Annotated in this window: 25 protein-coding genes; all 25 read right to left on the reverse strand. The window is 46.3% G+C overall.

What is annotated here, in order from left to right; all coding sequences use genetic code 11:
• Nucleotides 1–17 precede the first annotated feature (17 nt).
• The 25 genes from ACJ28U_RS08710 to ileS all read right to left on the reverse strand — a co-directional run bounded on the left by ACJ28U_RS08710 (nt 18) and on the right by ileS (nt 26468).
• Entirely contained in the window at nt 18–380 is a 363-nt protein-coding gene (locus ACJ28U_RS08710) for an Asp23/Gls24 family envelope stress response protein (protein ID WP_010372786.1), read from the reverse strand.
• A 135-nt stretch (nt 381–515) separates the two neighbouring features.
• The gene (gene rpmB, locus ACJ28U_RS08715; protein ID WP_003609111.1) at nt 516–716 is read right to left on the reverse strand and encodes a 50S ribosomal protein L28; all 201 of its coding nucleotides are present in this window, start codon (nt 714–716) and stop codon (nt 516–518) included.
• A 151-nt stretch (nt 717–867) separates the two neighbouring features.
• On the reverse strand, nt 868–1533 hold the full coding sequence (locus tag ACJ28U_RS08720; protein ID WP_099087515.1) for a thiamine diphosphokinase: 666 nt from the start codon (nt 1531–1533) through the stop codon (nt 868–870).
• Complete coding sequence (gene rpe / locus ACJ28U_RS08725) at nt 1533–2192, reverse strand: ribulose-phosphate 3-epimerase (protein WP_134643769.1); 660 nt, start codon at nt 2190–2192, stop codon at nt 1533–1535. Before rpe ends, ACJ28U_RS08720 begins: the two co-directional genes overlap by 1 nt.
• A 30-nt stretch (nt 2193–2222) precedes the next feature.
• Nucleotides 2223–3137, reverse strand: coding sequence for a ribosome small subunit-dependent GTPase A (gene rsgA, locus ACJ28U_RS08730; protein WP_099087517.1), 915 nt, complete (start codon nt 3135–3137; stop codon nt 2223–2225).
• A 12-nt stretch (nt 3138–3149) separates the two neighbouring features.
• Nucleotides 3150–5123: a Stk1 family PASTA domain-containing Ser/Thr kinase gene (pknB, locus tag ACJ28U_RS08735; protein WP_407618992.1), complete on the reverse strand. Its 1974-nt coding sequence runs from the start codon at nt 5121–5123 to the stop codon at nt 3150–3152.
• Entirely contained in the window at nt 5124–5864 is a 741-nt protein-coding gene (locus ACJ28U_RS08740; protein ID WP_407618993.1) for a Stp1/IreP family PP2C-type Ser/Thr phosphatase, read from the reverse strand.
• 36 nt (nt 5865–5900) lie between these two features.
• Nucleotides 5901–7274 (reverse strand): 16S rRNA (cytosine(967)-C(5))-methyltransferase RsmB, encoded by a 1374-nt coding sequence (gene rsmB, locus ACJ28U_RS08745; protein WP_407618994.1) that lies wholly within the window; start codon nt 7272–7274, stop codon nt 5901–5903.
• Nucleotides 7258–8220, reverse strand: coding sequence for a methionyl-tRNA formyltransferase (fmt, locus tag ACJ28U_RS08750; RefSeq protein ID WP_407618995.1), 963 nt, complete (start codon nt 8218–8220; stop codon nt 7258–7260). The genes rsmB and fmt overlap by 17 nt, the downstream gene beginning before the upstream one ends.
• A 55-nt stretch (nt 8221–8275) precedes the next feature.
• The gene (priA, locus tag ACJ28U_RS08755) at nt 8276–10696 is read right to left on the reverse strand and encodes a primosomal protein N' (RefSeq protein WP_407618996.1); all 2421 of its coding nucleotides are present in this window, start codon (nt 10694–10696) and stop codon (nt 8276–8278) included.
• A 195-nt stretch (nt 10697–10891) separates the two neighbouring features.
• Complete coding sequence (locus ACJ28U_RS08760; protein WP_010372759.1) at nt 10892–12082, reverse strand: acetate/propionate family kinase; 1191 nt, start codon at nt 12080–12082, stop codon at nt 10892–10894.
• Nucleotides 12083–12196: 114 nt separating this feature from the next.
• Nucleotides 12197–13204, reverse strand: a complete 1008-nt coding sequence (locus tag ACJ28U_RS08765) for a class I SAM-dependent methyltransferase (protein ID WP_407618997.1) — start codon at nt 13202–13204, stop codon at nt 12197–12199.
• Nucleotides 13205–13280: 76 nt separating this feature from the next.
• Nucleotides 13281–13565: a hypothetical protein gene (locus tag ACJ28U_RS08770; RefSeq protein ID WP_407618998.1), complete on the reverse strand. Its 285-nt coding sequence runs from the start codon at nt 13563–13565 to the stop codon at nt 13281–13283.
• A complete protein-coding gene (locus ACJ28U_RS08775) occupies nt 13562–13894 on the reverse strand; it encodes a hypothetical protein (RefSeq protein ID WP_407618999.1) in 333 nt (110 codons plus the stop codon). The genes ACJ28U_RS08770 and ACJ28U_RS08775 overlap by 4 nt, the downstream gene beginning before the upstream one ends.
• Before the next feature lie 65 nt (nt 13895–13959).
• The gene (locus ACJ28U_RS08780; protein WP_407619000.1) at nt 13960–14160 is read right to left on the reverse strand and encodes a hypothetical protein; all 201 of its coding nucleotides are present in this window, start codon (nt 14158–14160) and stop codon (nt 13960–13962) included.
• Nucleotides 14144–14539: a hypothetical protein gene (locus ACJ28U_RS08785; protein WP_407619001.1), complete on the reverse strand. Its 396-nt coding sequence runs from the start codon at nt 14537–14539 to the stop codon at nt 14144–14146. The genes ACJ28U_RS08780 and ACJ28U_RS08785 overlap by 17 nt, the downstream gene beginning before the upstream one ends.
• Nucleotides 14529–14840, reverse strand: a complete 312-nt coding sequence (locus ACJ28U_RS08790) for a prepilin-type N-terminal cleavage/methylation domain-containing protein (protein WP_407619002.1) — start codon at nt 14838–14840, stop codon at nt 14529–14531. Before ACJ28U_RS08790 ends, ACJ28U_RS08785 begins: the two co-directional genes overlap by 11 nt.
• Complete coding sequence (locus ACJ28U_RS08795; protein WP_407619003.1) at nt 14834–15832, reverse strand: type II secretion system F family protein; 999 nt, start codon at nt 15830–15832, stop codon at nt 14834–14836. Before ACJ28U_RS08795 ends, ACJ28U_RS08790 begins: the two co-directional genes overlap by 7 nt.
• Nucleotides 15795–16724: a competence type IV pilus ATPase ComGA gene (gene comGA, locus ACJ28U_RS08800; RefSeq protein ID WP_407619004.1), complete on the reverse strand. Its 930-nt coding sequence runs from the start codon at nt 16722–16724 to the stop codon at nt 15795–15797. The genes ACJ28U_RS08795 and comGA overlap by 38 nt, the downstream gene beginning before the upstream one ends.
• A gap of 134 nt (nt 16725–16858) precedes the next feature.
• Nucleotides 16859–18310: an NCS2 family permease gene (locus ACJ28U_RS08805; protein WP_407619005.1), complete on the reverse strand. Its 1452-nt coding sequence runs from the start codon at nt 18308–18310 to the stop codon at nt 16859–16861.
• 278 nt (nt 18311–18588) lie between these two features.
• The gene (locus ACJ28U_RS08810) at nt 18589–19311 is read right to left on the reverse strand and encodes a YebC/PmpR family DNA-binding transcriptional regulator (protein ID WP_010372727.1); all 723 of its coding nucleotides are present in this window, start codon (nt 19309–19311) and stop codon (nt 18589–18591) included.
• Nucleotides 19312–19384: 73 nt separating this feature from the next.
• Nucleotides 19385–21934: an ATP-dependent RecD-like DNA helicase gene (locus tag ACJ28U_RS08815; RefSeq protein WP_407619006.1), complete on the reverse strand. Its 2550-nt coding sequence runs from the start codon at nt 21932–21934 to the stop codon at nt 19385–19387.
• Nucleotides 21918–22583, reverse strand: coding sequence for a tetratricopeptide repeat protein (locus ACJ28U_RS08820; protein ID WP_010372721.1), 666 nt, complete (start codon nt 22581–22583; stop codon nt 21918–21920). The genes ACJ28U_RS08815 and ACJ28U_RS08820 overlap by 17 nt, the downstream gene beginning before the upstream one ends.
• A 20-nt stretch (nt 22584–22603) precedes the next feature.
• The gene (locus tag ACJ28U_RS08825; protein ID WP_407619007.1) at nt 22604–23266 is read right to left on the reverse strand and encodes a histidine phosphatase family protein; all 663 of its coding nucleotides are present in this window, start codon (nt 23264–23266) and stop codon (nt 22604–22606) included.
• Between the two features lie 412 nt (nt 23267–23678).
• Nucleotides 23679–26468, reverse strand: a complete 2790-nt coding sequence (gene ileS / locus ACJ28U_RS08830; protein WP_407619008.1) for an isoleucine--tRNA ligase — start codon at nt 26466–26468, stop codon at nt 23679–23681.
• Nucleotides 26469–26531 lie beyond the last annotated feature (63 nt).

Below are 26531 nucleotides of genomic sequence, written 5' to 3' on the forward strand. Positions count from 1 at the left end.
CTCCTTATAACTAGGTTTTAGTCGCCTAGCATGCGCACACCTTGTACCGTCACATTTACTTCACTAGCCACGATACCAAGCATGACATTCAAATCGTTTTTTACACGCGCTTGCACGCTCTTTGAAATTTCAGAAATCTTCATACCATACCCGACAATAATGTGCACATCAACTGCCACACCATTCTCTTGTTGGCGAACGACAACTCCCTTAGCGAAGTTATCGCCATTCAAAATTTGGTTGACCCCATCGCGAAGTGGGTTTTGACTGGCCATACCAACAACACCATAGTTATCAGTAGCTGCACCCCCAACAATCGTCGCAATGACATCATTTTCGATCTCAATCGCACCTTGCGTTGTTTGAATCTTAACTGCCATCTGTATGACCTCCGTATAAAACTATTTCTATTTTACCATAGGATAGGCCAGAAACAGTTTTTTTGAAGAACTTGTTTACTTTTCAACAAGTCCCGTAAAAAAGAAAAAAGCCACCGTAGACGGTAGCTTTATCTATTAAACACGCTCAATTGAACCGTTCTTCAAACCAGCCTTCAAAGTACGAGCTGACAAGTACACCTTCTTAGGTGCTGAACCGTTAATCTTAACCGTCACCTTTTGCAAGTTTGGCTTCCAGCTACGACGGCTTGAGTTAAGGGCGTGTGAACGTTGGTTACCGAAGCGAGTACGCTTTCCGTTGACTGCATCAACTGCCATATGTTTACCCTCCAATCTTAAGCTCTTTAATTCAGTGCTTTTATTTACTTGAACAATAATATCAAACCCTTACCAGTTGTGCAAGGGTTTTGTGTAAAGTATTTTTACTTTACACGAATATCACAAGGTGATATTTTGGCAAACCCGCGACTTAATCGCTTGTCTGCCCATTTAAGTCACGACTTTGGATCACTGCAACCATGCCTGAAGTAAATTCGAAATGATTCACTTCTCCCGCAAATTCGTTTGATGAAAATGAAAAAGGGTTCCCTGACCAATCAGTCAAACGATATTTTTCATCAGCTAACGTTAGCCCCGTGACTGGCGTCAACGGCATAAACCCCAGATAGGTCATCCCCGGCGTATGCGTAATTGTATGCTTGCCCGGCAGATAAAACGACATTTCATTTGTCCGATCAATGAGCACAATTTTGGTAGCTAACGTTTGAAACCGCGGTTGCGTAAAAATCCAAATGTTTGACAGTAACTGATCAATCCGACCACCAGTGGCCCCGTATATTTCAATTCGGTCCGGCTGATAGTCTTGTTCAATCAGTGATAGTAACAGCTCCGTGTCCGTCTCATCCTTTTCAGGTTGTGCACTCACGACCCGTGGCAACTTCGCCAAGGTCGTTTCACGTTCAGTCGCTGTCATCGAATCAAAGTCACCCACCGTTAACAGTGGCACTTGATTCATGGCTAATAATCGTAATGCGCCTCGGTCAGCCGCTGCCCATGGGCCGTCTAACTGACCTGCGTGCAACGCATCCGGCCACTCAGATAGTGGGCCCCCGACTAACACACGCATCCGTTTCATTAGTCTGACGTTACTTCCTTCAAACGGGCAATCTTAGCCGCTGGGTCAACCTTGTCAAAGACGTATGAACCCGCCACTGCCACCGTTGCACCAGCTTCATAAGCTAGCTTCGTCGTTTCGTCATTAGCGCCACCATCGATTTCAATATCGAAGTCGTAGCCCTTTTCACGCTTAATTTCAGCCAAACGGGCAATCTTCTCCAACGTCTCTGGCAAGAACTTTTGACCACCGAAACCAGGGTTAACCGTCATGACCAAAACTTGATCAACCATGTGCAAAACTGGCTCAATTGCCGCAACTGAAGTACCAGGGTTGATAACAACCTCAGCCTTAATACCGTGGTTCTTAATTTGTTGTAAAGCACGGTGAATGTGTGGCGTGGCCTCATAGTGGACACCAATAATGTCTGAACCAGCCTCTGCAAATACGTCAATGTAACGTTCTGGTTGTTCCACCATCAAGTGGACATCCAAAACCATGTCGGTCACTGGGCGCAAGGCCTTTACCCAAGCTGGCCCGTATGAGATAGATGGCACAAACATACCATCCATTACGTCGATGTGAACAAATTCCGCACCTGCAGCTTCAATCAACTCAATATCCTTTTGCAAGTTGATGTAATCTGCAGACAAAATTGACGGTGCTACCTTAATCGTCATGTCTAAACCTCTTTTGTCTAATCTCAAAAATTAGTGTTTCTTGTCATGCTTATTATAAACCGGGCGTCGGCCTTCAATCAAATCGTAAAATAGCTTGTAGTTATCATAACGAGATTGCATGATTGTACCGGCTTCCAAAGCATCCTTCACAGCGCAACCTGGCTCGTTTAAGTGCACGCACCCACGGAAGCGGCAGTTAGGGGCTAAGGCATTAAATTCACGGAAGTAATGCGTTAAATCACGGGCTTCCATATCAAAGACTTCAAAAGCTGAAAATCCTGGCGTATCTGCCACAAAGCCACCAAATAGTTGCACAAGCCCAACCTGGCGCGTCGTGTGGCGACCACGACTCAAAGCTTGTGACACCTCACCAGTCGCTAAATCTAATTCTGGGGCCAAATGATTCAACAAAGTGCTTTTTCCAGCCCCGGTCTGTCCCATCACAACCGATAATTTATCAGCTAACAAGTCCTTCACTGCCAGCAAGCTTTGTTCATCAAACGCAACCGCCGGCAAAATTACTTGGTAACCAGCCGCGCGGTACCCGTCTGCAACTTTAACCATATCAGCCATTTCTGTGGCACTTAACAAATCAGTTTTTGTGAAATAAATAACCGGTTCAATGTCTTTCTCTTCCAACGCAACCAATTGACGATCAAGCAAATTACTTGACCAATCGGGCATTTTGACCGCCGTCACTACAATTGCTTGATCGACGTTTGCAACTGGTGGCCGTACTAAACTGTTTTCACGTTCGTCGATATCTAAGATATAACCTTCATCCTTGGTCTCGGCACTGAACGTTACCCAATCACCAACAAGGGGTTTCATATCGCGCTTGCGGAAATTACCACGTGCACGAGTTCGAAATAGTTCACCCTCGTCAGTCAGGACATCATAAAAGCCAGCCAAGGCTAATTGAATTTGTCCATGATAATCTGCCATATTTTCTCCTATTTAATTTGAGCTATTCTTGCTACTTGTCGCTGATGATTTGCTACTTGAGCTGCTTGTTGACGTACTCGTAGAGCTACTTGGCACACTATCGTCACCGTCAACTGATGAGGTTGGCGTATTAGTGGCATCCTTGGCAGCTTCCTTTGCGGCCTCTGAGGCGGCTTTAGAGGCTTCCTTTTCAGATAGTGAGGCGGCTTCAGAATCGGCAATCGATTGTGACTCAGCAATTGAAGCTGAAACACTTGATTCACGCGCTGCTTCGCTAGCAGCCTTTGCTTCAGGATTTTCGCCCTTTGAAAGGGTTACCATCAGCATATCGTTCGTCGTAATCTTCGATCCCGGCGTAATCGATTGTGACACCACTTCATCCACTGCAATACTATCTGAATAAACTGAATTGTACGTCACAGAAATACCGTTTTCGGCAGCCCAAGAGGCCACTTCTGAACGGTCCTTGCCACTAAAATCAGGTACAGCATAGCGTTTTGGTCCAGTTGACACCTTAAAGCGAACTGTTGTCTCACCTGGAATAACCCGGTCTTCAGCATCTAGATTCTGCGAAATAATATATCCCGCTGGGATTGAACTATTAGCCGTTTCAGTCTGCTCAACCGTAAAGCCCTTTGCCTTTAACTTATCAGCCACTGTCGTGTACTTCTCATTGACGTAATCGCCAAAACGGACTTTCGCAGGCCCCTTGGAAACAATCAAGTCTACTTCGGTACCTGCCTTGATACTTTTGCCACGGGCTGGCGTTGTTCGAACAACCTTACCGCGGTCAATTACGCTCGAGCTAGTCGTTGTCACATCCCCGACTTCTAATTTAAGCCGTTCCAAAGCCTGCGAGGCATTGGCTTGCGTCATCCCACTAACATCTGGCACCCGTACCAAAGCTGGTCGCGTTGCGCCGTACACGCCTAACCCGATAATTAAGGCTGCGACAACACCCAGGGCTGCCCAAATCCAACGCCATTTTGACTTAGGATTATCGGGTGTTGCCGCCGCTGGTTCGGTCGTGACCTCTGGTGTCGGCGTCGCCTCGCTAGCTGCTTCCGTACTTGCCAACTCATGAATCGGTGCCAACGGAATAACCTTTGTCGCTGTATCATCAACAGCTTCATTCGGATCTTCCCACCGCGCTTCATTGACGCGATTGGGTGATAACGCGGTTGCCAAGTCGGCTGCCATCTCATGCGCCGAGGCATACCGACTCATCGGATTTTTTGCTGTCGCTTTCAAAATAACATTTTCAAGCGCTTGTGGCATGCGCGGATCGATATCCCGGATTGACGGCATCGGATCTTGCGTATGCTTAACCGCAACCGCAACCGCCGTTTCACCATCAAACGGCACATGCCCGGTCAGCATCTCAAACAGCATAACTCCCAATGAATAAATATCACTGCGGACAGTTGCTACCTCGCCCTTAACTTGCTCCGGAGCCATGTAGTGAACCGAACCGATTGCTGTGTTCGTTTGCGTCATACCGAATGACGTTTGCGCGCGTGCAATCCCGAAATCGGTAATTTTAGCCTCACCATTTTGGTTAATCAAAATATTTTGTGGCTTTAAATCTCGGTGGACAATTCCAGCCTTATGCGCTTCACCAACACCGGCTAAAATTTCGCTCATGATGTCAATGACACGTGTCACCGGAATTGGTTGTCGTTCAGCAATATACCGCTTTAAATCCATTCCAGAAACGTATTCACTTACCAAATATTGCGACCCACCATCTTCACCATAATCATAAACCTGAATGATATTCGGGTGAATTAATGCCGACGTCGCCGCAATTTCATTTTCAAAACGTCTGCGCACTGACTCGTTATCACGCATATCTAAGCGCATTAACTTCAATGACACATCACGGTCCAAAATAATATCGTGCGCCCGATACACATTGGCCATACCACCTTCACCCAGTGGTTCAATAATGCGGTAACGATCGCCAATTAGTTGATTAATCTGCATTTAGCGATCCTCACTTTCTTGTTGGCCAATTAAAACAGTCACATTATCAGACCCACCCGCGTCATTCGTTTGGTCAATAAGTGACGCCACTGCATCTGTCAAATTATCAGATGCTAAAATTGTTGCCAATACTTTGGCATCCGAGACATGCTTCGGCATACCATCTGTTGTTAATACTAATAAATCGCCCGGCCGAGTTGCAAATTCAAATACATCCGGATTCGCTTCTTCAGTCACACCCAGTTGCCGTGTAATTACATGACGACCTGGGTGTGCAACCGCCTCATCGGCCGTAATGGCACCGCGTTGCAATAGTTCGCTAGCTAAATTGTGATCAACCGTGAGTTGTCGCATTTCGTCGTCACGAATTAAGTAGGCACGTGAGTCACCTAAATTCGCAATCACAACTTGTTCAGCCAAGATAACGGCCACAACCAGTGTTGTTGCCATACCACGCAGTGTCCGATAACGATTAGCTTTTTTTAAAATTGTTTCATTCTCTTGTGCCGTTTGCTGGAGCATCCAATCTTTGGCCGCCCAAATATCGTGAACATCAGTTTGTTGCCATTCATTACCGATATGTGAGACCGCCATAGTCGCCGCAACATCTCCACCGTTTTCACCACCAACACCGTCTGCGACAATCGCTAATTGCGCCCCCGTCTGGTTAATGAAAACACCCACGTAATCCTGATTGTCGGCACGAACGCGTCCAGTATCGGACGCATACGCAATTTTCATAGGGTTGCCTTCCTTTCAGTTGTTACCGTCTGATTCTTAAGCCTTCTTTTGCAAAGTTGCAATAAAGAAACCATCTGACTCGAAATCATCTGGGAACATGTGAACCATACCGCGATCATCTTGTGCCTCAAGATCATACGCCGTGTATGTTGGTACCAACTCAAAGTCAGGGTGTTCAGCCAAGAATTGATCAACCACATCTTCATTTTCTGATTGCAGGATCGTGCAAGTACCATAAACCATGCGGCCACCAGCCTTCAACTTAGGCGCAGCGGCTTTCAGGATACCTAATTGAATCTTCTGTAAGCTTAAACTATCGGCCATTGTTTTGTCATAGCGAATTTCAGGCTTACGACGTAGCAAACCAAATCCTGAACAAGGCGCATCAACCAAAATACGATCAAATTGTTCATCCGTAAAGGCTTCATCCACCTTGCGAGCATCCAATGTACGCGCATGAACGCGGTCAGCTACGTGAAGTCGTTCTGCATTTTGGTTAATCAATCCAACCTTATGATCATGAATATCTAATGCCTCAACAATACCACCTTCAGCTGCGTTCAAGTATGTCGCAATTTGTGTTGTCTTACCACCAGGGGCCGCAGCGGCATCAAGCACTTGCATGTCAGGATGAATATCCAGACTTGGCGCCATCAGCATTGCTGATTCATCTTGTAAGGTAACCAAGCCGTCCTTAAATGCTTGCGAACTCGCAACGTGACCGCCCGACAACAACAAGGCATCTGGCGTAACCTTAGATGGCGTAACCGTAAAGCCTTCTGCCTCCAAAATGTCTGTGGCTTCAGCAACCGTTGTGACAGCCAAATTAACCCGGGCGGATTGGGCTGGGGCATCGTTAATCGCCATCGCAATTCGTGATGCCTTTTCCCAGCCTAATTCCGTTGTTAATTGATTAATCAACCACTCTGTCAATGATGCCTCAATTGACAAACGTTCAACCTTATCAGTAATTTCATCAAATGAGCGGACACCTTCGCGATCGATTGCGTGTAAGACACCTGTAACGAACTTACGGACGCCATCGTGCCCACGACGCTTAGCAATATTAATCGCCTCATCAAAGATTGCGTGTGTTGGAACCTTGTCCAAGAACTTCATTTGAAAAAGTGAGATGTATAGCAATTCGCGTACCCAAGCGTCCAACTTTTCAGGCTTTTTCACAAATGGCGTCAACCAGTATTCCAACGTCATCCGGCGCTGAATTACCCCATAAACCATCGTGGTCATCAAGTGCACATCACGCTCATCTAATTCCGCTTGCTTGACCGTATTGTTTAATTGCAAATTTGAGTACGCGCCATTGCGAATTTTTTCCAACGTGCGGACTGCCATGGCACGTGCATTATGTAGTTCCCACTCAGCAACCTTATTGCTAGTTCCCTTGCTCATCGGTAATCACCATCTCTCCTTCTTCAAACTTAGCATGTCCATTCAAGTATGCCGTAACGGCCATCTTAGGCTTACCCGCCGGTTGTAACTCATCAATCGCAATAACGTGACCATCACCAGCCGCCAACCACAAATCATGCTTGCCCTTTTTAACAACCGTTCCGGCAGGCGCATCAGTTGTTTCATCAACCAAGTGTGTTTGTTGAATCTTTGTCCGGACCCCGTTAATCGTCGTGTGCGCGATTGGGAATGGATACAAGCCACGCACGTGATTATGAATCTCACGCGCAGAACGGGTAAAGTCCAGCACCTCTTGTTCTGGCGTAATGTTTGGTGAGAACGTCACATCATCTTCATTTTGTGGTTCAGGCGTCACAGTCCCCGCAATTAAGTCTGGCAACGTTTGCAACAACAAGTCACGTCCCAACAGGCTTAACTTATCGAACAACGTTCCAGTATTATCATCTTCCAAAATTGGCAACGTCGCCCGTGAAATAACATCACCAGCGTCCATGGCCTTAATCATATACATAATTGAGACACCCGTTTCGGCATCACCATTCAAGACAGCGTAGTGAATTGGTGCGCCACCTCGGTACTTTGGTAGCAATGATGCGTGCACATTAATGGCTGCGATTTGCGCTGCTTGCAGCAACTTGGTTGGCAAGAATTGCCCATAGGCTGCCGTAATCAACAAATCCGGCGCCATCGCAATAACCTCGGCCATTTCATCTGAACCAGATAACTTTTCGGGTTGCAACACGCGAATACCTGCAGCAACAGCAGCTTCCTTAACCGGTGTTGGCGTCAATACACGCTTGCGACCAACTGGCCGGTCAGGCTGTGTCATAACTGCCAAGACATCATAGTTATCGTCGGCAATCAACGCATTCAAAATTGGTACTGAAAAATTCGGTGTTCCCATAAATACAATTTTCGTTGTCATGTTCCTGCTCCTCTTTTGTGCCTATGTATGGTCGCTATCGCTAGCGACCGTTAGTTTAGATAAAGTTGACTGGGTCACGATCAATTGTCAGCACAACTCCTTGTTTCTGCAAATGTTGGCCGGCTGAAACTAGCTCTGTTAAAGCCTCTTCCAACCCATCATCGTGCTTAAATTTAATGACCATTCGGTAATAGTACTTGTTTTTCAAACGGGTAATCGCACCCGTTGACGGTCCCAACAACACAGAATCAGATGCAAGATGCTTCTTCAACCAGTTAGCGGTTTGATATGCAACTTTAGCAGCCTCATCTTGGCGTTCATGAGCGATTTTAATCTGAACCGTGTAATAATATGGGGCATATTGCCAGGTGTGCCGTAAGTTCATTTCTTGCCGGTAAAATGCTTCGTAGTCCTGGGTTTTCGCTAATTGAATAGCATAGTGATCTGGATTGAAGGTCTGAATCACCACTTCTCCTTCTTTATCAGCACGACCGGCACGACCAGCAACCTGCGTTAGCAATTGGAACGTTCGTTCAGAAGCGCGATAATCCGGTAGCCCCAAGGTTGTATCGGCATTCAGCACGCCAACCAACGTAACATCTGGAAAATCGAGTCCCTTCGCAATCATCTGGGTCCCCAGCAAGATATCAGCTTTCTTGTCACCAAAATCTGCCAACATCTTGTCCGTTGCCCCCTTACGACGAGTGGTATCAACATCCATACGAATAATGCGGGCATCCGGCATCATGCGTTGTAACTCTTCTTCAACTTTTTGCGTCCCCGTACCGTAAGGACGGATGCGGTCAGAACCACAGTTTGCACAAGTTGTTGGAATTGGTTCGCTATAGCCACAGTAGTGGCACTCCAACCGTCCCGTATCCTTGTGAACTGTCATTGCCAAGTCACAGTTCACGCAACGTGGCACGTAGCCACAATTGCGACACATCATAAAATTAGCGTACCCACGGCGGTTAAGCATCAAGACACTTTGCTCGTTCTTATCGAGTCGATCACGCAATTGATCAAGCATCTGTGGTGAGAAAATATCGTCACCACCCGCCTTCATCGCTTCGCGCATATCAACCACTTCCGCTTTAGGTAGTGGATTATGTAGTGCGCGCTCCGTCAAAGTTAATAGCGTATACACGCCTCGTTGTGCACGCGCACGACTTTCGAGTGACGGTGTGGCCGAACCCAACACAAGCGTTGCTCCATGACGCTCTGCCCGCCATTGTGCAACATCACGTGCGTGGTAACGTGGATTTTCATCCTGCTTGTAGGTCGCCTCGTGCTCCTCATCAATCACAATCAGACCAATGTTTTCCAAGGGCGCAAAAATAGCTGACCGTGCCCCGACCACAACATTAACCTCATGTCGTTCAACGCGACGCCACTCGTCATAACGTTCACCTTCTGACAAACCTGAATGCATAACGGCAACATCATCCCCAAACCGGCCTTTAACACGACGCACCATTTGCGGCGTTAACGTTATTTCCGGTACCAGCATAATTGCCGTCTTTCCCTGTTGCAAGGTCCGCGCAATCGCTTGCAAATACACTTCTGTTTTACCAGACCCCGTAATACCTTCGAGCAAAAACGTCTTCGTCTGGGCCTCACCTAAACTAGCCGCAATTGCGGTATAAGCTGTTTCCTGTTCTGGATTCAACGTTAATGGTGATGTTGGTTCAATCGGACTGCTCAATCGTGGCAACCGATATTCTTCAATCTCCGCCCGTTCAATCCAACCTTGTTCAGCAGCTTTTTTGATCGTTGGATAGTCCAATCCCTGGCTATCTAATACCGTTTTTATTGGGACAAATTCCTGAGGCGCTGTCATCAAATAAGTCAAAAAGCGGGCTTGTTTAACCGCTGTCTTCCGCAAATTTTGACGCAGTTCATCATACTCGCTAGCTAACAAAAGGGGCTTCATCGCCAAAACAGTTTTGGCGGTCGCTCGATTATCAACCACGTATCCAACCTGTAAAGTCCCTGCTCGTTGTAAGCGTTGCAATTTTGGCAACAATTCTGGTGCGATTTCCGTTTCGTTAAACGGTATCTCTGAACGATCAGCAAACAATACTTGCACATCCGGTTCGTCAGCTAGGCCATCAGGATCAACTAACTGGAATGTCTTTGAGTACTTGGCACGCATGACGTTTGGTAACATGGTTTGCAAGACACTGATGCGAAATGCAAAATTGGTTTCGGCCAACCACTGGCCTAAATCAAGTAATTCTTCGTTTAAAACCGGTTCAAGTTCAACAACGCTTTCAATTGCCTTTAACTCGGTTGCTTCTTTAACAGACGTAACGAAGCCAACTACGAAGCCTTGAATCAAACGATTACCACGACCAAACGGTACAACCACACGCATTCCCACGGCTAAGACCTCAGTCAATGCTTCTGGGACAGCATACGTATATGGTTGATTCGTTTGCATCGTCGGCACATCAACAATCACTTGTGCATACATTTAAATATTTCCTTTCGTTAGACTCTATGTTCAAAAAGTATAAATTCGTACACTTTATTTTACCAAACTTAGGCAAATACCCCTAATTATGCCAGTAACGTTTTAAAGTTCCTTTGTGATTGTCTCAGCCAACACCGATAAATAAAAAAAGTTACGTACGATTCCTCATACGTAACTTTGTATCGTTTCATTTGTTTACTTGTTATTCTTCAACAATTCAACGTCGCGTGCAATCATAATTTCTTCGTCAGTTGCAACCTTCAACACCTTAACGGCTGAATCATCAGTAGAAATAATCATTTCATCATCACGTTGCTTGTTTTGTTCTTCGTTCATCTTAATGCCCATGAAGTTCAAACGGCTGATGATTTCTGAACGCAAGTCATCGGCATTTTCACCGATACCAGCAGTAAAGACGATTGCATCAATGCCTTCAAGCTCCATGTAGTATTGACCGATGTAACGAACAACACGATCAACGAACATTTGGATAGCCAATTCAGCGTGTTCGTTTGTCTCACGAACAGCCTTCAAGTCACGCATGTCAGCTGACAACGTTGAGACACCAAGCAAACCTGACTTCTTGTTCAAGATGTTCAACATTTCATCGTTCGTCAAACCTTCACGCTCTTGGATGTAGTAAACCAAAGATGGGTCTACATCACCTGAACGAGTCGCCATCATAACACCAGCCAATGGCGTGAAGCCCATTGACGTGTCGTATGACTTACCATTCTTGATGGCCGTAATTGAAGCACCAGCTCCCAAGTGAAGCGTGATAATCTTCAAATCTTCAAGAGGCTTGTTCAAAATTTCTGCCGTGCGGGCAGCCACGTAACGGTGTGATGTTCCGTGGGCACCATACTTACGAGCACCGTACTTCGTGTAGTACTCATATGGCAAACCGTACAAGTAGTTCTTGCGTGGCATTGTTTGGTGGAACGCTGTGTCAAACACAGCAACTGAAGTTGCGTTAGGCAACAACTTTTGGAATACACGGATTCCCATAGCATTAGCTGGGTTGTGCAAAGGCGCATAAGCTGCCAAACGGTCAATCTTTTCCAAAACATCATCGTCAACAACGACTGAGTGGTTAAACCATTCTCCACCCGCAACCACACGGTGACCAACACCTGTGATTTCGCTCAAATCAGCAATAACGTTGTTTTCCTTCAATTGTTCCAACAACAAGTTAATGGCAGCCTCGTGGTTGTCGATGTCTTGAATCAACTCAATCTTCTCACCGTTGTACTTCAACGTAAAAATTGAGTCGCTCAAACCGATTCGTTCAACTTGTCCCTTTGCAATTACCTGCTCAGCTGGCATCTCAATCAATTGAAACTTCAATGATGAAGAGCCGGCGTTAATCGCCATAGTCTTAGCCATGTATACTTGTCTCCTCTTTTCCAAAACTGGAATTTGCTCAATATCTTTAAATAGTATAGCACAAAATTTGCTAACTGAATTGTCAAATGTTTCACACACGTATCACGTGTGACACTATGCGTGACGTAATGAATTAGCCGTCATCCAAGCCGTAATTTCTGACACAAAATTCTTGTTTTCTGCCACATTTGTCAATTCAGGAGTCCGTGCTAACATAACTGGCGTTGCCTGGACAGCATCGCCTCCTGCTCGTTGCAAAACCAAGATTGCCTTGGCGGCCTTCTCATTAGTAAAGAGCTTTTCTGGGAATTGGAGTAGCGCTTGAAAGAAAACATCTGGGCCTTGCAAATACTTCAAGATATTAGCCGCTTGTTCTGATTCGAACAAATTAGCCGGTACAATCAACGCGGCCAAACCACCAGGGCGCAACGCCTTAATAGCTTGCTCAATTAGCAAGTGGTGCACGTATGTCATCCCTTCATCAGCTTGCGTCGTCAAGTCAGTTGGCACAGTTGATGGGTAATAGCCAACTGGCAAGTCTGCTATGACAACATCTTGATTCACAGTTGGCTGATCTGCGACTGCATCTGCCAAAGTTAGTTGCCAATCTAAGCCAAGCAAAGCTGCCATGCCTGAGGCAATCGTCAACATGGTATCGTCGTTTTCAACCCCACTCGCTGTCATTTCATTCTTTTGTTGTCCCAAAACTTGCGCCACCGTTGCAAGCAAATTACCTGAACCAACCGTCAAATCAGTTACCTTTACCGGCGCACCTGCAGCAACAAATTGTTCAACGACAAAGCCTACCCACATGCCAATGGCATCTGGCGTTACTTGATAGTTTGCTTGCAACCCATCTTCACGCATTGTTGCTACAAGCAATAGTTGTAGTACCTGACGCTTTAACTCTGGGGTCATACCATCAAAATCAGCTGCTTGGATGTCAGCTAGGATATTTGCCTGATCCGTCGCTGAAAGCGTTGTCCACTCATCATCATCTTGTCCGAGCATCAACTCAAACACAATCACAAGTGCTTCAATTGCAGCCATGTCCAATGTTTCAACAAGCTTATTTTGTGCGGCTTGTAGTTGCTTAACCGCCTTCTCAATCGTTTCAAACATGTCTTTACCTCGTTTTTTCTGCTCCTTCCAGTGTAGCTAGTTTTTTAGTAAGTGACAAGGAAAGAGGCCGTTGAATTCACTTCGGAATAATGACCTGTCGATTCCAGTCAACCAAGACATAATGGTGGAACTTGGAGTTTGCAATAATGCGAGGATACGGTTGCGTTGACTTGCCTCGGTCTTCAGGCGTCTGGCGCACATAAGCCAAGGCCTGGCACTTACCCTGCCAATAAAACAACTCAGCCCGACGCAACTGTTGGGCGTGTGACTGCATCACACACCAGCCAGTCAGTGCCACCAGCAACACCCCACTCACACCCAACGTGTGCCCCAAAATATGCCCTGATCGTGTATGCTTCAATACAAACTCACCTCCTCATAAACTTTTTGACCCGTCGTACAGAAAATCGTGATCCCAATGCGCCGGTCACTAAGACGTTGAAACTTTGCTTGTTTGACTTGATTCAACAACACAATTTGCCCGCTTTGCATCGTCGTCACAACCAGGCGTTGACGCTTAACTAGGAGTAGGTATTCCTGTTGTTTCGTTTGACTACGTAGGCGAACCACATCTGAATGGCACGTCACCAATTGATAGGCCGCATCTGGCGATTCTAAAATAATCAAAGCCCGTAAAACACGTTGCGTTGTCATTGTTTGCACCGCTTGCGTTTGTGTTTGACGCATCATTCGAGTGCCTATCGTTATTAGGGAGCCAAACATGATAATAATGCTTAAGGCTACTAATGTTTCTGCTAAGGTGAATGCTTTTCTTTTAACCACGTTCGAAGTTCCTGCTTATACGCTTGTTTAACGGCCACGATTCGAGCCTCTTCTTGTTGTCGTTGCTTCTGATAGTAACTTACCGTCATCATAATTAAGGTTGTTGTACTGGTTAAAATCAGTGCAGCCACCAATGCCTCAGCAAGAATTGTCCCGTTACGTTTGCAGCTCATACGTCCCTCCACCAAATTGAAACACCAAGCGCACTGGTTTGGGCCGGTCCGCATGCCATATCATGATTGTCGCTGGTTTCACGTAGTGGCGTCGACACTCAACCATACGATATCGTGCTAACCATCCCGCCGGTAGCGGCACGCGTTCATTATCCACAAACACGGCATCACCTTGCGCAATCACAGCAAAGGCTTGTCCCATATACAATTGCCGTTGACGTGCCTTTTCATACGCCAAATCAAACTGTTGTTCAAACGCCACCCAGGCGTCTGCTGACTTGCTAGGCAACAACTGTTGTCCTGATAGCCCAACCACACTGACAATACATAACACCACGACCGTTTCAATTAATGTGAAAGCGGCCCGCTTATTTTGCACGGAACACCTGACTATCTTTAATATCAATGCCCGCAGCTTTCGCCTGTTTTACCTGATCTGCGGACAAGTACTGGTTCGCTTGTAAATCACCAAAATTAGCGACCTTGTCTGGATTTTCACTCAAGTAAAGCTCTACCTGCGTTTGAATCGTTTGCACCAGAGCTGTTTGCTGCTTCTGTTCAGCGAACTTACGTACGTTATTCACATTAGGCAAGACCAATAAGATTAATAGACCAATAATAAAAATTGTTGTCACCACTTCAATCAACGTAAACCCACGACGCTTTGTGTACTTTACCATGTCATTAATTCCCCCATATTTCGATACATCGGTAACAGCATAATGCCATATAACCCGATAACAATTAGACCAATCACCGCAAAACATACCGGCTGAATAATCATTAAATAACGTTGTATTTGGCGTTCTAATAGTTCAAATTTACGTTGTGCCAAAATTTGAAAATCTTCGCCAATTGCCTGTTCTGATTTACCTTTTGCAAAGAGATGCTGACATTCAGGCGGTAATAATGGCATCGACTGAATCACTTGCCGTAAATCTTGTCCTTCTCGTAGGCCGCGTTCTGCTTGCGTGCCTAGTAGTCGAATTAATTCTGGACTATCCGCGGTTGCACTCCGCTTGATGATTGTCGCCAAACCAATCCCACTCGTCAAAAGCAACCCCAATTGCAAGCTCATCTGATACCCGATAGAAAGTTGCACCAGCGATCCGATAAACGGTATCCGCTGTAACAGCTGTAGTCGCTCCAGCCAATTACGTCGCCGCCATATTCGTTCACTAAGCCAGCAGATAGTGCAAATCGTCAAAACACCCACACTTAAACCAACGCCCCAGTGCGACAGTTGTGGCATAGTTGCACCCATCTGCTGTAATTGGGGCAATAGATACGTACAAAACAGCACCATTAAACCCGCTAGCATCACCAGTAGCACAACTGGATAGAGTAGTAATTGTCGTAACTTCTGACTTTGTTTCAAACGACGATGTTCCCGTCGGCCTATTTCCATCACCAGCTGTGATAGTCGACCATGGACACTGGCAAAAGCCAATTCGCGCGCAATTTCACGACGCACATATGGTGCCAGTAACTGATGCAGTGGTTGACCTTGATGTAACCCGGCCACAATCGTCATTAATGCCGGCCTTTGTTTGGGTAAAACACCTTGCACGGTCATCAAAGCTCGTTCTAACGCATACCCGTTCGCAATCAGTTGACCAAGCAATTCAAAAAAATCAGCTTGCGTTTTCAACGGCCACTGTTGCTTCTTCATCCCTCACCTCCTGGAATAATGTCGCTAACTTGTTTCCCTGTGCAACTTGCAAATCAGCCATTGGACCGTGCGTGTCATGCACCATTGTTTGATATCCCAAGCCAATCAAAACTTGACGAAGAATGGCCGCTGGTATACCGAACGCCCGCAGTCGGTACCAAATGCCAGCTATTGACATGGCATGAACAGTACTTAAGATTAAATGGCCGCTCAAGGCTGCTTCGACGACGATATGTGCCGTTTCAGCATCCCGAATCTCACCAATAATCATCACATCAGGGTGGTGACGTAGCGCCAATCGTAGCAAGGTCGCATAACCCATTTCCGCCTCACGATTAACCTGTAATTGTAAGTACTCGCTCTGCACAATTTCGACTGGATCTTCGATTGTCAAAATCATCTGATTCTGAAGTACCTGTCCCGCCAAGTAATGCAAAGTCGTTGTTTTACCGGCGCCCATTTGCCCGGCAATTAAGACTAACCCCTGTCTGCGCGATAACGTGGCCGTCAGTTCAGCCACTGGTGCCGTCGCTACCCATCGAATTTGGCGGTCCGTGGCCGCGGCGATTAACCGGACGACCACGGACTCACGATTCAGAAAATCACCAACACTGGATACCCGCAAATGAAGCGGCCGGTCACCAACTTGATAAGTCCACCGTCCCAATTGCGGCCGACGCATTTCACTGATATCCATTTGTGCCTCAAATTTAATGTGGCGAATTAACGCCGCCCCTACCGACGCTGTTAACACATCCAGTGGGACTATCCCACCCGCCGTATAACAAGACACCTGATAGCCGTCTTGTTTTGGCATAATGTAAATATCGCTCGCTTGGTGTTGCGCTGCCTCGAAAATAGCGTTACTAAATACCGCCTGAATTGTCGTCATATCTTACCTCCTCACAACTAATAAAGAGGCACGGCTTGACGATTTTTCCAAAAGTCGATAAAACAATTTTTCAATTCACAAAAAAACGCTCTTGCAACCACGAAAACCAGTTGCAAGAGCGTTTCAAAAGTTTTTTAATTAACTGCCAACGAGATGAAGTTAAGCAAGAACAAAATCGTCACAATCCACAAGATTGGACTAATTTCAGTAAACTTCCGCTTCACACTCTTAATGACAACGAAGAAAATAAAGCCAGCCGCAATACCGTACGAAATTGAGTACGAGAAGGCCATGAATGCTGACGTGAAGAACGCGGGGATCGCAATTTCAATATCATCCCACTCGATCGCCTTAAACTCGTTCATCATCATGATACCAACAACGATTAGAATTGGTGCAGTGGCTGCCGTTGGAATGACATTAACCAGCGGAGCCGCAATAATTGCAAGTAAGAAACCAATCGCAACCACGACTGATGTTAAACCAGTACGGCCACCCGCCTTGATACCGGCTGAGGCTTCAATGAACGTCGTTGTATTTGAGGTACCAAAGATACCGGCAAACATTGTCGCAAATGTATCTGCAACCAACCCGCGGTCCATCTTTGACTTAAAGCCCTTACCTTCGTAGAACTCCTTCTGGTCAGCTTCCGAAAAAATACCTGTCGTCATACCAGTACCAATGAACGTGCCAATTGCGTCAAACAAACCTGACAAGCCCATTGAGAACACTGTTAATACCACGATCAAAATATGCTTTGGTGACGTGAACATTGACCAAAGACCGTCTGGGCCAAGCGCTTGACCAAAGATACCACCAAAGTCCTTAAACGTTGAGGTAAATGAGGCCATTGCATCAATGTGCGTATTCGTGACGCCCATTGGAATACCAATAATCGTCGTGATGAAAACTGACAATAAGAAAGCCCCCGGCACGTTGGCGACCACCAACAGTACCAAAACCACCAAGCCGATTAGTCCCAACAAGACGGCGGGCTGGCTAAATGTGGCAATTTCTGGCGTCGTGCTACCGTTTGCCGTAATACTTTCAATTACCTTAGCCCCGCCACCCGTAAATGGCTTATTATTCAAGGTTAAAATGTTTTGCGGGTCAACTAAGAAATTTAAGAAACCGGCATTCTTAAGCCCAATATAGGCGATAAATAGCCCAATACCTGCGGCGATGGCGTGCTTAAGTTGATCCGGAATAGCTTTAACAATGGCTGAACGAATCTTCGTCAACGTGATAATCACATCAACTAGGCCAACCAAGAATACCATTCCCAACGCTTGCTTCCATGTATACCCCAAACCAAAGACAATCGTGTACGTAAACATGGCTTGCATACCAATTGACGGTGCCAACGCGTAAGGCAAGTTTGCAAACAGTCCTGTGATTAAAGTACCAACAACAGCTGTCAAAATTGTTGCTAAGAATACCCCTTGACTTGGCATCCCCGTCAACGACAACACTGACGGATTCAAGAAAATGATATACCCCATTGCCACAAAAGTTGTAATTCCGGCAATGACTTCTGTCCGCACGTTTGTGTGATTGTCAGACAGTTTGAAGAATCGTTCTAACATGTACCCATTTCACTCCTATAAAAAATTCCGCATCATCGACGGTTTCGCACAATGATACGGAAAAACAAACGACGCCAAGATAAACAAATATCCCGGCGTCGTTAACGGTATCATCGCAATCGCAATGATACCCAATTCCGAGTCTGTGGCAAAACACGTTAACGACTCAACTATTAATAATTGTTTATAACTTTATCGCTTTTTGTTCACAGCGTCAACAGTTATGTTTGGTAACAAAAAAAGAGACGGGAAAATCCACGTCTCTTTTTTAACGAAAACTATTCAGCAGTCGTAAAGACAGCTTGTACGTCATCGTTTTCTTCAAGTTCATCAACCAAGCTAGCCAATGATGCTTGCTTATCCTCAGGCACTGCCATTGGGTTTTGGGCAACCATCGTGACTTCATCGTTGACCAACGTGTAACCCTTTGCTTCCAAAGCGTCACGTACTTCAGGGAATGACTTTGCATCCGTGTAGATTTCGAATTGGTCATCGTAAGTCTTCATGTCTTCAGCACCAGCCTCCAACATGTCTTCGAACAATTGATCCTCATCAATATCGTTATCTTCGTTACGCTCGATTTCGATGTAACCCTTACGATCGAATTGGAATGAAACTGATCCAGTCGTTCCCAATTCACCACCGAAGTGCTTGAACGTTGAACGAACTGAGGCAGCCGTACGGTTAATGTTATCAGTCAACGCTTGGACCAAAACAGCTACACCAGCTGGTCCGTAACCTTCGTACGTCAACTCTTGGTAGTTAGCGCCACCGGCACCAGAAGCCTTATCCAAGGCACGTTGGATGTTATCCTTTGGCATGTTAGCTGCCTTAGCCTTGTCGATAACCAAACGCAAACCTGCGTTTGAATCTGGATCTACACCACCAGCCTTAGCTGCCGTGTACAAATCGCGGGCAAGCTTTTGGAAGATCTTACCACGCTTTGCGTCTTGGGCGTTCTTACGTCCTTGAATGTTATGCCACTTACTGTGTCCTGACATTTCAGAAACCCCTTTTCATTCGAAAATTTATCGATTAATTTTATCACACATTGTCTGTGCTTGACTAGTAGAATTATAGCATATTCTCGGCTGACATAAAGTCATACGGCGTCAAATCAGCCATGCCAATATTGGGATCAATTGTTTCAGCGGTAATTTGTGCAATTGTTAGGATATCATCCTCGGTGTCGGCAACTGCCTGAACAATTTCATTGACTGCCGGCGAATCATCGATCGTATTCTCTTCATCAACTACTTCCGCCGTTGGATCAACTGCCAGTGGCTGTTGATTTAGAGCTGCGATTGAGGCGTGGTCATCTGGCGTTTCAGGTAGTTGTCCCGCTTCGGCTTGTTGCAACCGTTCCTGCAAAGTCGTCTGCCGATTAACGCCTTCCGTCACAGCCGCACGCTGATAGGCACTCACATCCCCAATCAGCACCAATGACTCACTTGCTCGTGTTAATCCCGTATACAGCAAATTACGTTGTAACATACGGGAGAACGCATTAACCAAAGGCATAATAACTAACTTATACTCGGCACCTTGTGCCTTGTGAATGGTCGTTGCATAGGCCAACGTCAATTGGTTCCAGTTCTGGCGCGTATACTCAACTTCCCCTGTGTCAAAAGCCACCGTAATGTTATCCGTATTATCTTCATTCGCCTTATCCTTGGCCAACATAATACTAGTAATATATCCAATGTCACCGTTAAAGACATTGTGTTCCGGATCATTTGCCGTCTGCATCACTTTATCACCGACGCGGAAACTAAACGCTAAGTCACCTAATTTAATGTTGATTTCCCGCTTTTTAGGGGTCATCGGATTGAAAATTTCTTGGGCAACTGCATTCAAATTATGCACGCCCGCTGGTGTTTTATACATCGGTGCCAAAATCTGCATATCTGCGACCGAATTGCCTTTTTCTTTCCAACTCGTTGCAATCTGCTCAATTAGTCGTGGTACTTGCGTCGTTTGTGCTGGAAAGAATGAGCGATCTGGTTGGCGCACCGTAACATCTTCTGGCAATTGACCGGCACGAATGGCACTCGCCAACGCAATGATTGTTGACCCTTTACCCTGCCGGTGAATCGTCTCCAACTCACGGTAATTCAACAAGCCACTAGCTAACAAGTCATAAAAGACGCGACCGGGTCCAACAGATGGCAGCTGGTCTTTGTCCCCAACCAAAATAACTTGCATGCCGCCTGGGATACCGCGTAATAGTAAATCAAACAACTGCGTATCCACCATTGACATCTCATCAATGACTAACAAGCGACCTGACAATTCTTCGATATCAATCTCATCCAAGTCTTCACGACCATTAATCCCCAATAAGCGGTGAATCGTTGAGGCAGGCATCCCGGTTGATTCCGAGAGACGCTTCGCTGCCCGGCCGGTTGGCGCGGCCAGACGAATACTGGTCTCGATCTCATCCCATTTCATACCTTCGGCTTGCAGCAACTTCTTTAAAGTTGCCACAACACCATTAATAATGGTCGTTTTACCAGTTCCTGGTCCACCCGTCAAAATAAACAAATTACTGGTTAACGCAGCAATCATCGCTTCTCGTTGGACATCATCATATGGAAACGGATTCTCTTCTTCGACTTCAGTTAAGTACTGCACGACATCTTTACGGGCATACTCACCCGCTTTACGTTGCGTCAGGCGCACTAGCTTCTGCGCAATTTCACGCTCTGCTTCGAACAACGCTTTTACATATAAATTTTGTCCATCGGCAATAACCACGCCATCTGAAGTAAGGGTCAACAGCGCCCGCTTAATTAAAGCCACATCCACGCGGGCATTCTGTGCCCGTTCCAAAATTTGTTGTGTTGCCTGCAATAACGCTTCAACTTGCATGTACGTATCACCAGACTCGAACGTTGCTTGGTTAATTGCCGCAATAACGCCCGCCTGAATACGACGGGCGTCCAAGGCATCAATACCTTGTTGGGCAGCCAAACGATCAATCCGGGCAAATGATACGCCATCAATATCAATCACCATTTGGTAGGGATTTGTCTTTAAAATTTGCAGTGTTTGTTGCTGATACTTCTGATAAATAGCCGTTGCCAACGCCGACCCAAAGCCGTAATCATTTAGCGCGATAATCGCCCGTTCCATGCCATCAGATTGTTGTAACTGATTCACAATGACTTCTTGCAGCTTTGTTGAAATCCCAGTTTGTGTCAACACCGCTGGATCTTCTAGAATCAAATCCACCGCTTCGATACCGAGTTCATCAACAATCTTTGTGGCCGTTGATTTACCAACTCCCGGAAATTGGTCACCTGACAAATAGGCGACTAGCCCTGACGTCGTGCTGGCTGCTTGCCGCTGATAATTTTGCGCCGCGAACTGCGTGCCATATCGGGCATGGGTTGTTAAACGCCCTTTAAATTCATAACTGGCACCAATTTGAATATCACCAAAGCTACCAGTGACCGTAATTTCAGTATCATCATAGTCAAAATTTAGGTCAGTAACTTCGACAATCATCACTTTATAAAATGAATCCTGAGCTGCGAAAAGAATATTCTTAACTTGGCCGGAAACGGTAGGTTGCTCATCCGTTGGATTTGGGCCGTCGAATAAACTAGTCTGATTCTCCATCTAATCGGCTCCCTGATAGTAATTGAACGATTTCATCTAATCGTTGTGCTTGTGCCTGATAGCGTTGCAAATCAATCATTTGAGCCGTTGCCAACCATTGATTGTCTTGGTCACCTTTGGCGGTTGCAACAACCCCACGACCAAAATTGGCCTCGAAATTCATTGGATCAACGTGGATTGCCGCATCAAAGGCTTCGGCTGCTTTCGATTCATGTTGCAAGCCTAGCCAGATGTTACCTAATAAGACTTGCGCACCGGTATCTTCTGGCTGTTGCTCAACGGCTGTCAAAGCATAGACTAATGCCTTTTGGAATTGATTTTGGGCATACCAACCTTGTGCCTGCATCACAGTTGCGTCATGCAAAATTGCTAAATCAGTGATTTTGCCAAAGAAATCATTTGCCCGTTGATAATCACCCGCGACGTAATACACATTGCCTGTCGCGTACAACAAGTTTTGCAAAGCTTCATCATTCGCCTGGAAGAGTCCCAAGCTCTTGAGGGCCAAATCCTCTGCTTCAATCAAGTTTTCAGTTGCAACCAAAACAGCTACCAAGTCTGCATAGGCTTGCCAGTTATTTGGGTTAGCGTTAATTTCGGCGACCAAGCGTGCCATATCCGCTTGTGCTGCATTTTCTGGTTGCGTCATCTATCTAGTTCCTTCTTCTCTTAAATTGTATTTGAGGCATCACTGCTGACACCCAAATAACTTGTATCGTTGCGTGATAATTCGGTAAATGTTTTACCATCCGCCGTCTCTAAAATTGAGGTACTGGTGTTACCTAAGCCCCCACGCGCACGTAAGTCGGCCAATGGGATCCCCGTTAAGCCACCCATACCGGTCGTTAAAGCCGCGCCGTGACTAAAGAAAACCAGGTTAACCCCTTCACCACCATATTCAGTTACCGCTGTTTCGACTGCCTGGCGGAAACGTGCTTGCACACTTTCAAATGATTCCGCCCCTGGCACCTGCGCAGCGTCAAACTTTTCTGGGTGATTGCGCGAAGCATCGTACATGTCATACCAGCCAGCTTGGACGTCCGCAAATGTCTTGCCTTCCCAGACACCAAACGAAAACTCCTTCAAGCCATCCATAAACGTTAGCTCGGGCTTTTCATCTAAAAGAGCCAGCGTTTCTTCAGCTGTAATACGCGCCCGCTTGATTGGACTAGCAAAAGCGTGCGCAAATTTTACATCATGTAGGTAGCGACCCAGCATCTTAATTTGGTCGTATGATTCTGGCAACAGTGGTGAATCACCACCTGCTCCTTGAAAACGCCCTTCGGCATTCCATTCTGTTTTACCGTGGCGGATGAAGTATAGCTTCGTCATGCTTTGGTCTCCTTGTCTTGAATTCGTTATGTATGTTGGTTGGTGTTGTGTGTCGACGCACTGCGTCGAGTGGCTGATGAAAATCGAACAATTATAGTATTGCTTGGCTGCTGTGTTTGGCCCCGCCACGCGTTTAGACACGTGCAGGCCTTGACCCGCAGGTGTGGGTTCTTAGTGGCTTGCCACTTAGAGCCACGAGAGGTAAAGGTGTACGCGCCAATGGCGTGGACTCCGCTCCCTGCAGGTCATGGTCTGGACGTGTTAGCGTGCACTAGAAGGGGCCAAACACTCCGGCCGTCAGGACGGACACAAACCACCAACCTATATACCCTCCATTATAGACGTAAAAACGCCGAGAGACAAAATCTCTCGGCGTTTTCTGTTATCGATATTATTTTTGTTTAATCGTGAATTACTCCAAACCTTCAGTCAAAGCCTCAGGGAAGTTTTCGCGAACAATTTGCGCTTCGTGTGCTGACAACATTGGGAAGTCAGGATCGGCACCCAAATCAGTGTGGTACATACGATCACGTGGTGACTCTTCACCTTCTGCGTGAGCAACCGCAATCTTGTAACCATCAAAGTCAGTTGCATCATCAGCCTCATCAGCTGATGCTACGTGCAATTGAGAAACAAGCAACAAGACACGAACATCTTGTTCCAATGAATCCAACCAAGCCTTTTGGTCGTCAGTCAAGAACAACGTTACCGCTGCTTCGGCTGGCTTACCAATCAACTTCGCATCACGGGCAACTTCCAAAGCCTTGTTAACGGCATCGCGCAACGTCATGAATTCTGACCACTTAGCCATCAATTCGTCAGCGTTGGCAATATCTGCAACAACTGGCATCTCAGTCAAGTAAGCAAAGTCACCTTCTTCGTGCTCAAGGTACTCGAAGATTTCTTCAGCCGTGTGTGGCAAAATTGGCAACAACAACTTGTCCAAGTCTACCAAGACCTTGTACAAAACCGTTTGCAATGAACGACGAGCGTGTCCCTTTGGTGCTTCAACATACAAGATGTCCTTAGCAAAGTCCAAGTAGAACGCTGACAAGTCAACGTTAATAAAGTTGATAACCAACTTGTTGACTGCTTGGAAGTCGTACACGTCGTAGGCAGCCTTGATGTCAGCAACCAACTTGTTAAAGCGGGCGTAGAAGTATTGGTCAGCTGCGACCAAATCATCGAAGGCAATTGTATCAGCCTTTGGATCAAAGTCAGCTGTGTTAGCCAACAAGAAACGCATCGTGTTACGAATCTTACGGTATGTTTCAGATGTTTGTGACAACAAGTCCATTGACACGCGTACATCGGCTGATGAGTCAACTGACGTTACCCACAAACGGATAATTTCAGCTCCCATTTCCTTCACCACTTCGTTAGGTGAAATGATGTTACCCAATGACTTAGACATCTTCTCGCCATTTCCGTCCAAGACAAATCCTTGTGACAAGACTGACTTGTATGGTGCCTTACCTGTTACAGCAACACCTGTAATCAATGATGAGTTGAACCAACCACGGTATTGGTCAGAACCTTCCAAAACCAAATCTTCTGGGAAGCTTAGGTTTGGACGCGTGGCCATGACACCTTGGTGTGAAGTTCCTGAATCGAACCAAACGTCCATGATGTCCGTTTCCTTGGTAAATTCGCCATTTGGTGAGTGCTCGTTTGAGTAACCTTCTGGCAACAAATCCTTGGCCTCACGTTCGAACCAAACGTTTGAACCATGCTCGGCTACCAATTCAGCGATGTGGTCGATGATTTCAGGGTCAACAATTGCCGTACCATCTTCAGCGTAGAAGATTGGCAATGGCACACCCCAAACACGTTGACGTGAGATAACCCAGTCGCCACGGTCGCGGATCATGTTGTACAAACGCTTCTTACCCCATTCTGGTTGGAACTTAACATCGTCCAATGCATCCAAAATGTCTTGACGGAAGCTATCGATTGAAGCGAACCATTGTGGCACCGCACGGAAGATAACCGGCTTCTTAGTACGCCAGTCAAATGGGTAGCTGTGCACAACTGGTTCGTGCAAGATCAACGCATCAGCTTCTTCAAGCTTTTGCAATGATACCTTGTCAGCGTCTTGGTAGAAGACGCCTTCAAAGTCAGGACCAGCTTCGGCCGTCATCTTACCTTGGTCATCAACGTTCATGATAACTGGCATGTTGTAACGTTGACCGGTAGCAAAGTCATCTTCACCAAATCCTGGGGCCGTGTGAACCGCACCAGTACCGGCATCAGCCGTCACATAATCAGCATTAACAACCAAAATCTCACGGTCCATGAATGGGTGCTCAGTTGTCACCATTTCAAGTTCCTTACCAGTAAAGGTTGCGACAACTTCGTACTCGTCCCAGCCGAACTTAGGCGCAACGGCACCCAACAAAGCTGAAGCAACGATGTACTTCTTGTCTGAACCCTTTGGTTGAATTTGTGAGTATTCGAAATCAGCGTTCAAAGCCAAAGCTTGTGAAGCTGGTACCGTCCAAGGTGTCGTCGTCCAGGCGATGAAGTACGTGTCGTTATCCAACAAGCCCTTACCGTCCTTAACGCGCTCTGAGAAGAACGCCGTGTCTGACTCAATGTCGTGGTATTCGATTTCAGCCATTGCCAAAGCAGACTCTGATGACCATGACCAGAAGACAGGCTTCTTACCACGGTAGATCAAGTTCTTCTTGGCCATCTCACCGAAGACGCGCAATTGGGCAGCTTCGAATTCAGGCAACAACGTCAAGTATGGGTTATCCCAGTCAGCTGAAATTCCCAAACGCTTGAAGTCGGCCATTTGCGTCTTAACTTGCTTACGTGCAAATTCTTCGGCCATCTTACGCCAGATAACTGGGCCAACCGCCTTACGATCCTTACCAGCCTTCGTCAATTGTTGTTCAATTGGCAAACCGTGCGTATCCCAACCAGGGACAAATGGTGCGTAGAAACCATTCATTGACTTGTAACGAACGATGATATCCTTAGAAATCTTGTTCATGGCGTGTCCGATGTGAATGTTTCCGTTCGCATATGGAGGGCCATCGTGAAGCATAAATGATGGCTTACCTTCGTTCATCTTTTGACGTTGCTCATAGACCTTATTCTCGAACCAGATGTTTTCACGTTGTAGCTCAGTTTGTGGTAGGTTACCACGCATTGGGAACTTCGTCTTTCCTAGGTTCAAGGTTTGCTTCATCTTCATAAAAGCGCAATCCTTTCTGTTCAATCCAAGTGCTACCGCGTTGACATGCGGCTTACCCTGAAA

Source organism: Weissella sp. MSCH1, from assembly GCF_045799135.1.
Taxonomy (GTDB): Bacteria; Bacillota; Bacilli; order Lactobacillales; family Lactobacillaceae; genus Weissella.

Bases quoted from the DNA above. Each gene is read 5' to 3' on its own strand.
- ACJ28U_RS08710 (WP_010372786.1), bottom strand. From the start codon at position 380: ATGGCAGTTAAGATTCAAACAACGCAAGGTGCGATTGAGATCGAAAAT.
- rpmB (WP_003609111.1), bottom strand. From the start codon at position 716: ATGGCAGTTGATGCAGTCAACGGAAAGCGTACTCGCTTCGGTAACCAA.
- ACJ28U_RS08720 (WP_099087515.1), bottom strand. From the start codon at position 1,533: ATGAAACGGATGCGTGTGTTAGTCGGGGGCCCACTATCTGAGTGGCCG.
- rpe (WP_134643769.1), bottom strand. From the start codon at position 2,192: ATGACGATTAAGGTAGCACCGTCAATTTTGTCTGCAGATTACATCAAC.
- rsgA (WP_099087517.1), bottom strand. From the start codon at position 3,137: ATGGCAGATTATCATGGACAAATTCAATTAGCCTTGGCTGGCTTTTAT.
- pknB (WP_407618992.1), bottom strand. From the start codon at position 5,123: ATGCAGATTAATCAACTAATTGGCGATCGTTACCGCATTATTGAACCA.
- ACJ28U_RS08740 (WP_407618993.1), bottom strand. From the start codon at position 5,864: ATGAAAATTGCGTATGCGTCCGATACTGGACGCGTTCGTGCCGACAAT.
- rsmB (WP_407618994.1), bottom strand. From the start codon at position 7,274: ATGAGCAAGGGAACTAGCAATAAGGTTGCTGAGTGGGAACTACATAAT.
- fmt (WP_407618995.1), bottom strand. From the start codon at position 8,220: ATGACAACGAAAATTGTATTTATGGGAACACCGAATTTTTCAGTACCA.
- priA (WP_407618996.1), bottom strand. From the start codon at position 10,696: ATGTATGCACAAGTGATTGTTGATGTGCCGACGATGCAAACGAATCAA.
- ACJ28U_RS08760 (WP_010372759.1), bottom strand. From the start codon at position 12,082: ATGGCTAAGACTATGGCGATTAACGCCGGCTCTTCATCATTGAAGTTT.
- ACJ28U_RS08765 (WP_407618997.1), bottom strand. From the start codon at position 13,204: ATGTTTGAAACGATTGAGAAGGCGGTTAAGCAACTACAAGCCGCACAA.
- ACJ28U_RS08775 (WP_407618999.1), bottom strand. From the start codon at position 13,894: ATGATGCGTCAAACACAAACGCAAGCGGTGCAAACAATGACAACGCAA.
- ACJ28U_RS08780 (WP_407619000.1), bottom strand. From the start codon at position 14,160: ATGAGCTGCAAACGTAACGGGACAATTCTTGCTGAGGCATTGGTGGCT.
- ACJ28U_RS08790 (WP_407619002.1), bottom strand. From the start codon at position 14,840: ATGGTAAAGTACACAAAGCGTCGTGGGTTTACGTTGATTGAAGTGGTG.
- ACJ28U_RS08795 (WP_407619003.1), bottom strand. From the start codon at position 15,832: ATGAAGAAGCAACAGTGGCCGTTGAAAACGCAAGCTGATTTTTTTGAA.
- comGA (WP_407619004.1), bottom strand. From the start codon at position 16,724: ATGACGACAATTCAGGCGGTATTTAGTAACGCTATTTTCGAGGCAGCG.
- ACJ28U_RS08805 (WP_407619005.1), bottom strand. From the start codon at position 18,310: ATGTTAGAACGATTCTTCAAACTGTCTGACAATCACACAAACGTGCGG.
- ACJ28U_RS08810 (WP_010372727.1), bottom strand. From the start codon at position 19,311: ATGTCAGGACACAGTAAGTGGCATAACATTCAAGGACGTAAGAACGCC.
- ACJ28U_RS08815 (WP_407619006.1), bottom strand. From the start codon at position 21,934: ATGGAGAATCAGACTAGTTTATTCGACGGCCCAAATCCAACGGATGAG.
- ACJ28U_RS08820 (WP_010372721.1), bottom strand. From the start codon at position 22,583: ATGACGCAACCAGAAAATGCAGCACAAGCGGATATGGCACGCTTGGTC.
- ACJ28U_RS08825 (WP_407619007.1), bottom strand. From the start codon at position 23,266: ATGACGAAGCTATACTTCATCCGCCACGGTAAAACAGAATGGAATGCC.
- ileS (WP_407619008.1), bottom strand. From the start codon at position 26,468: ATGAAGATGAAGCAAACCTTGAACCTAGGAAAGACGAAGTTCCCAATG.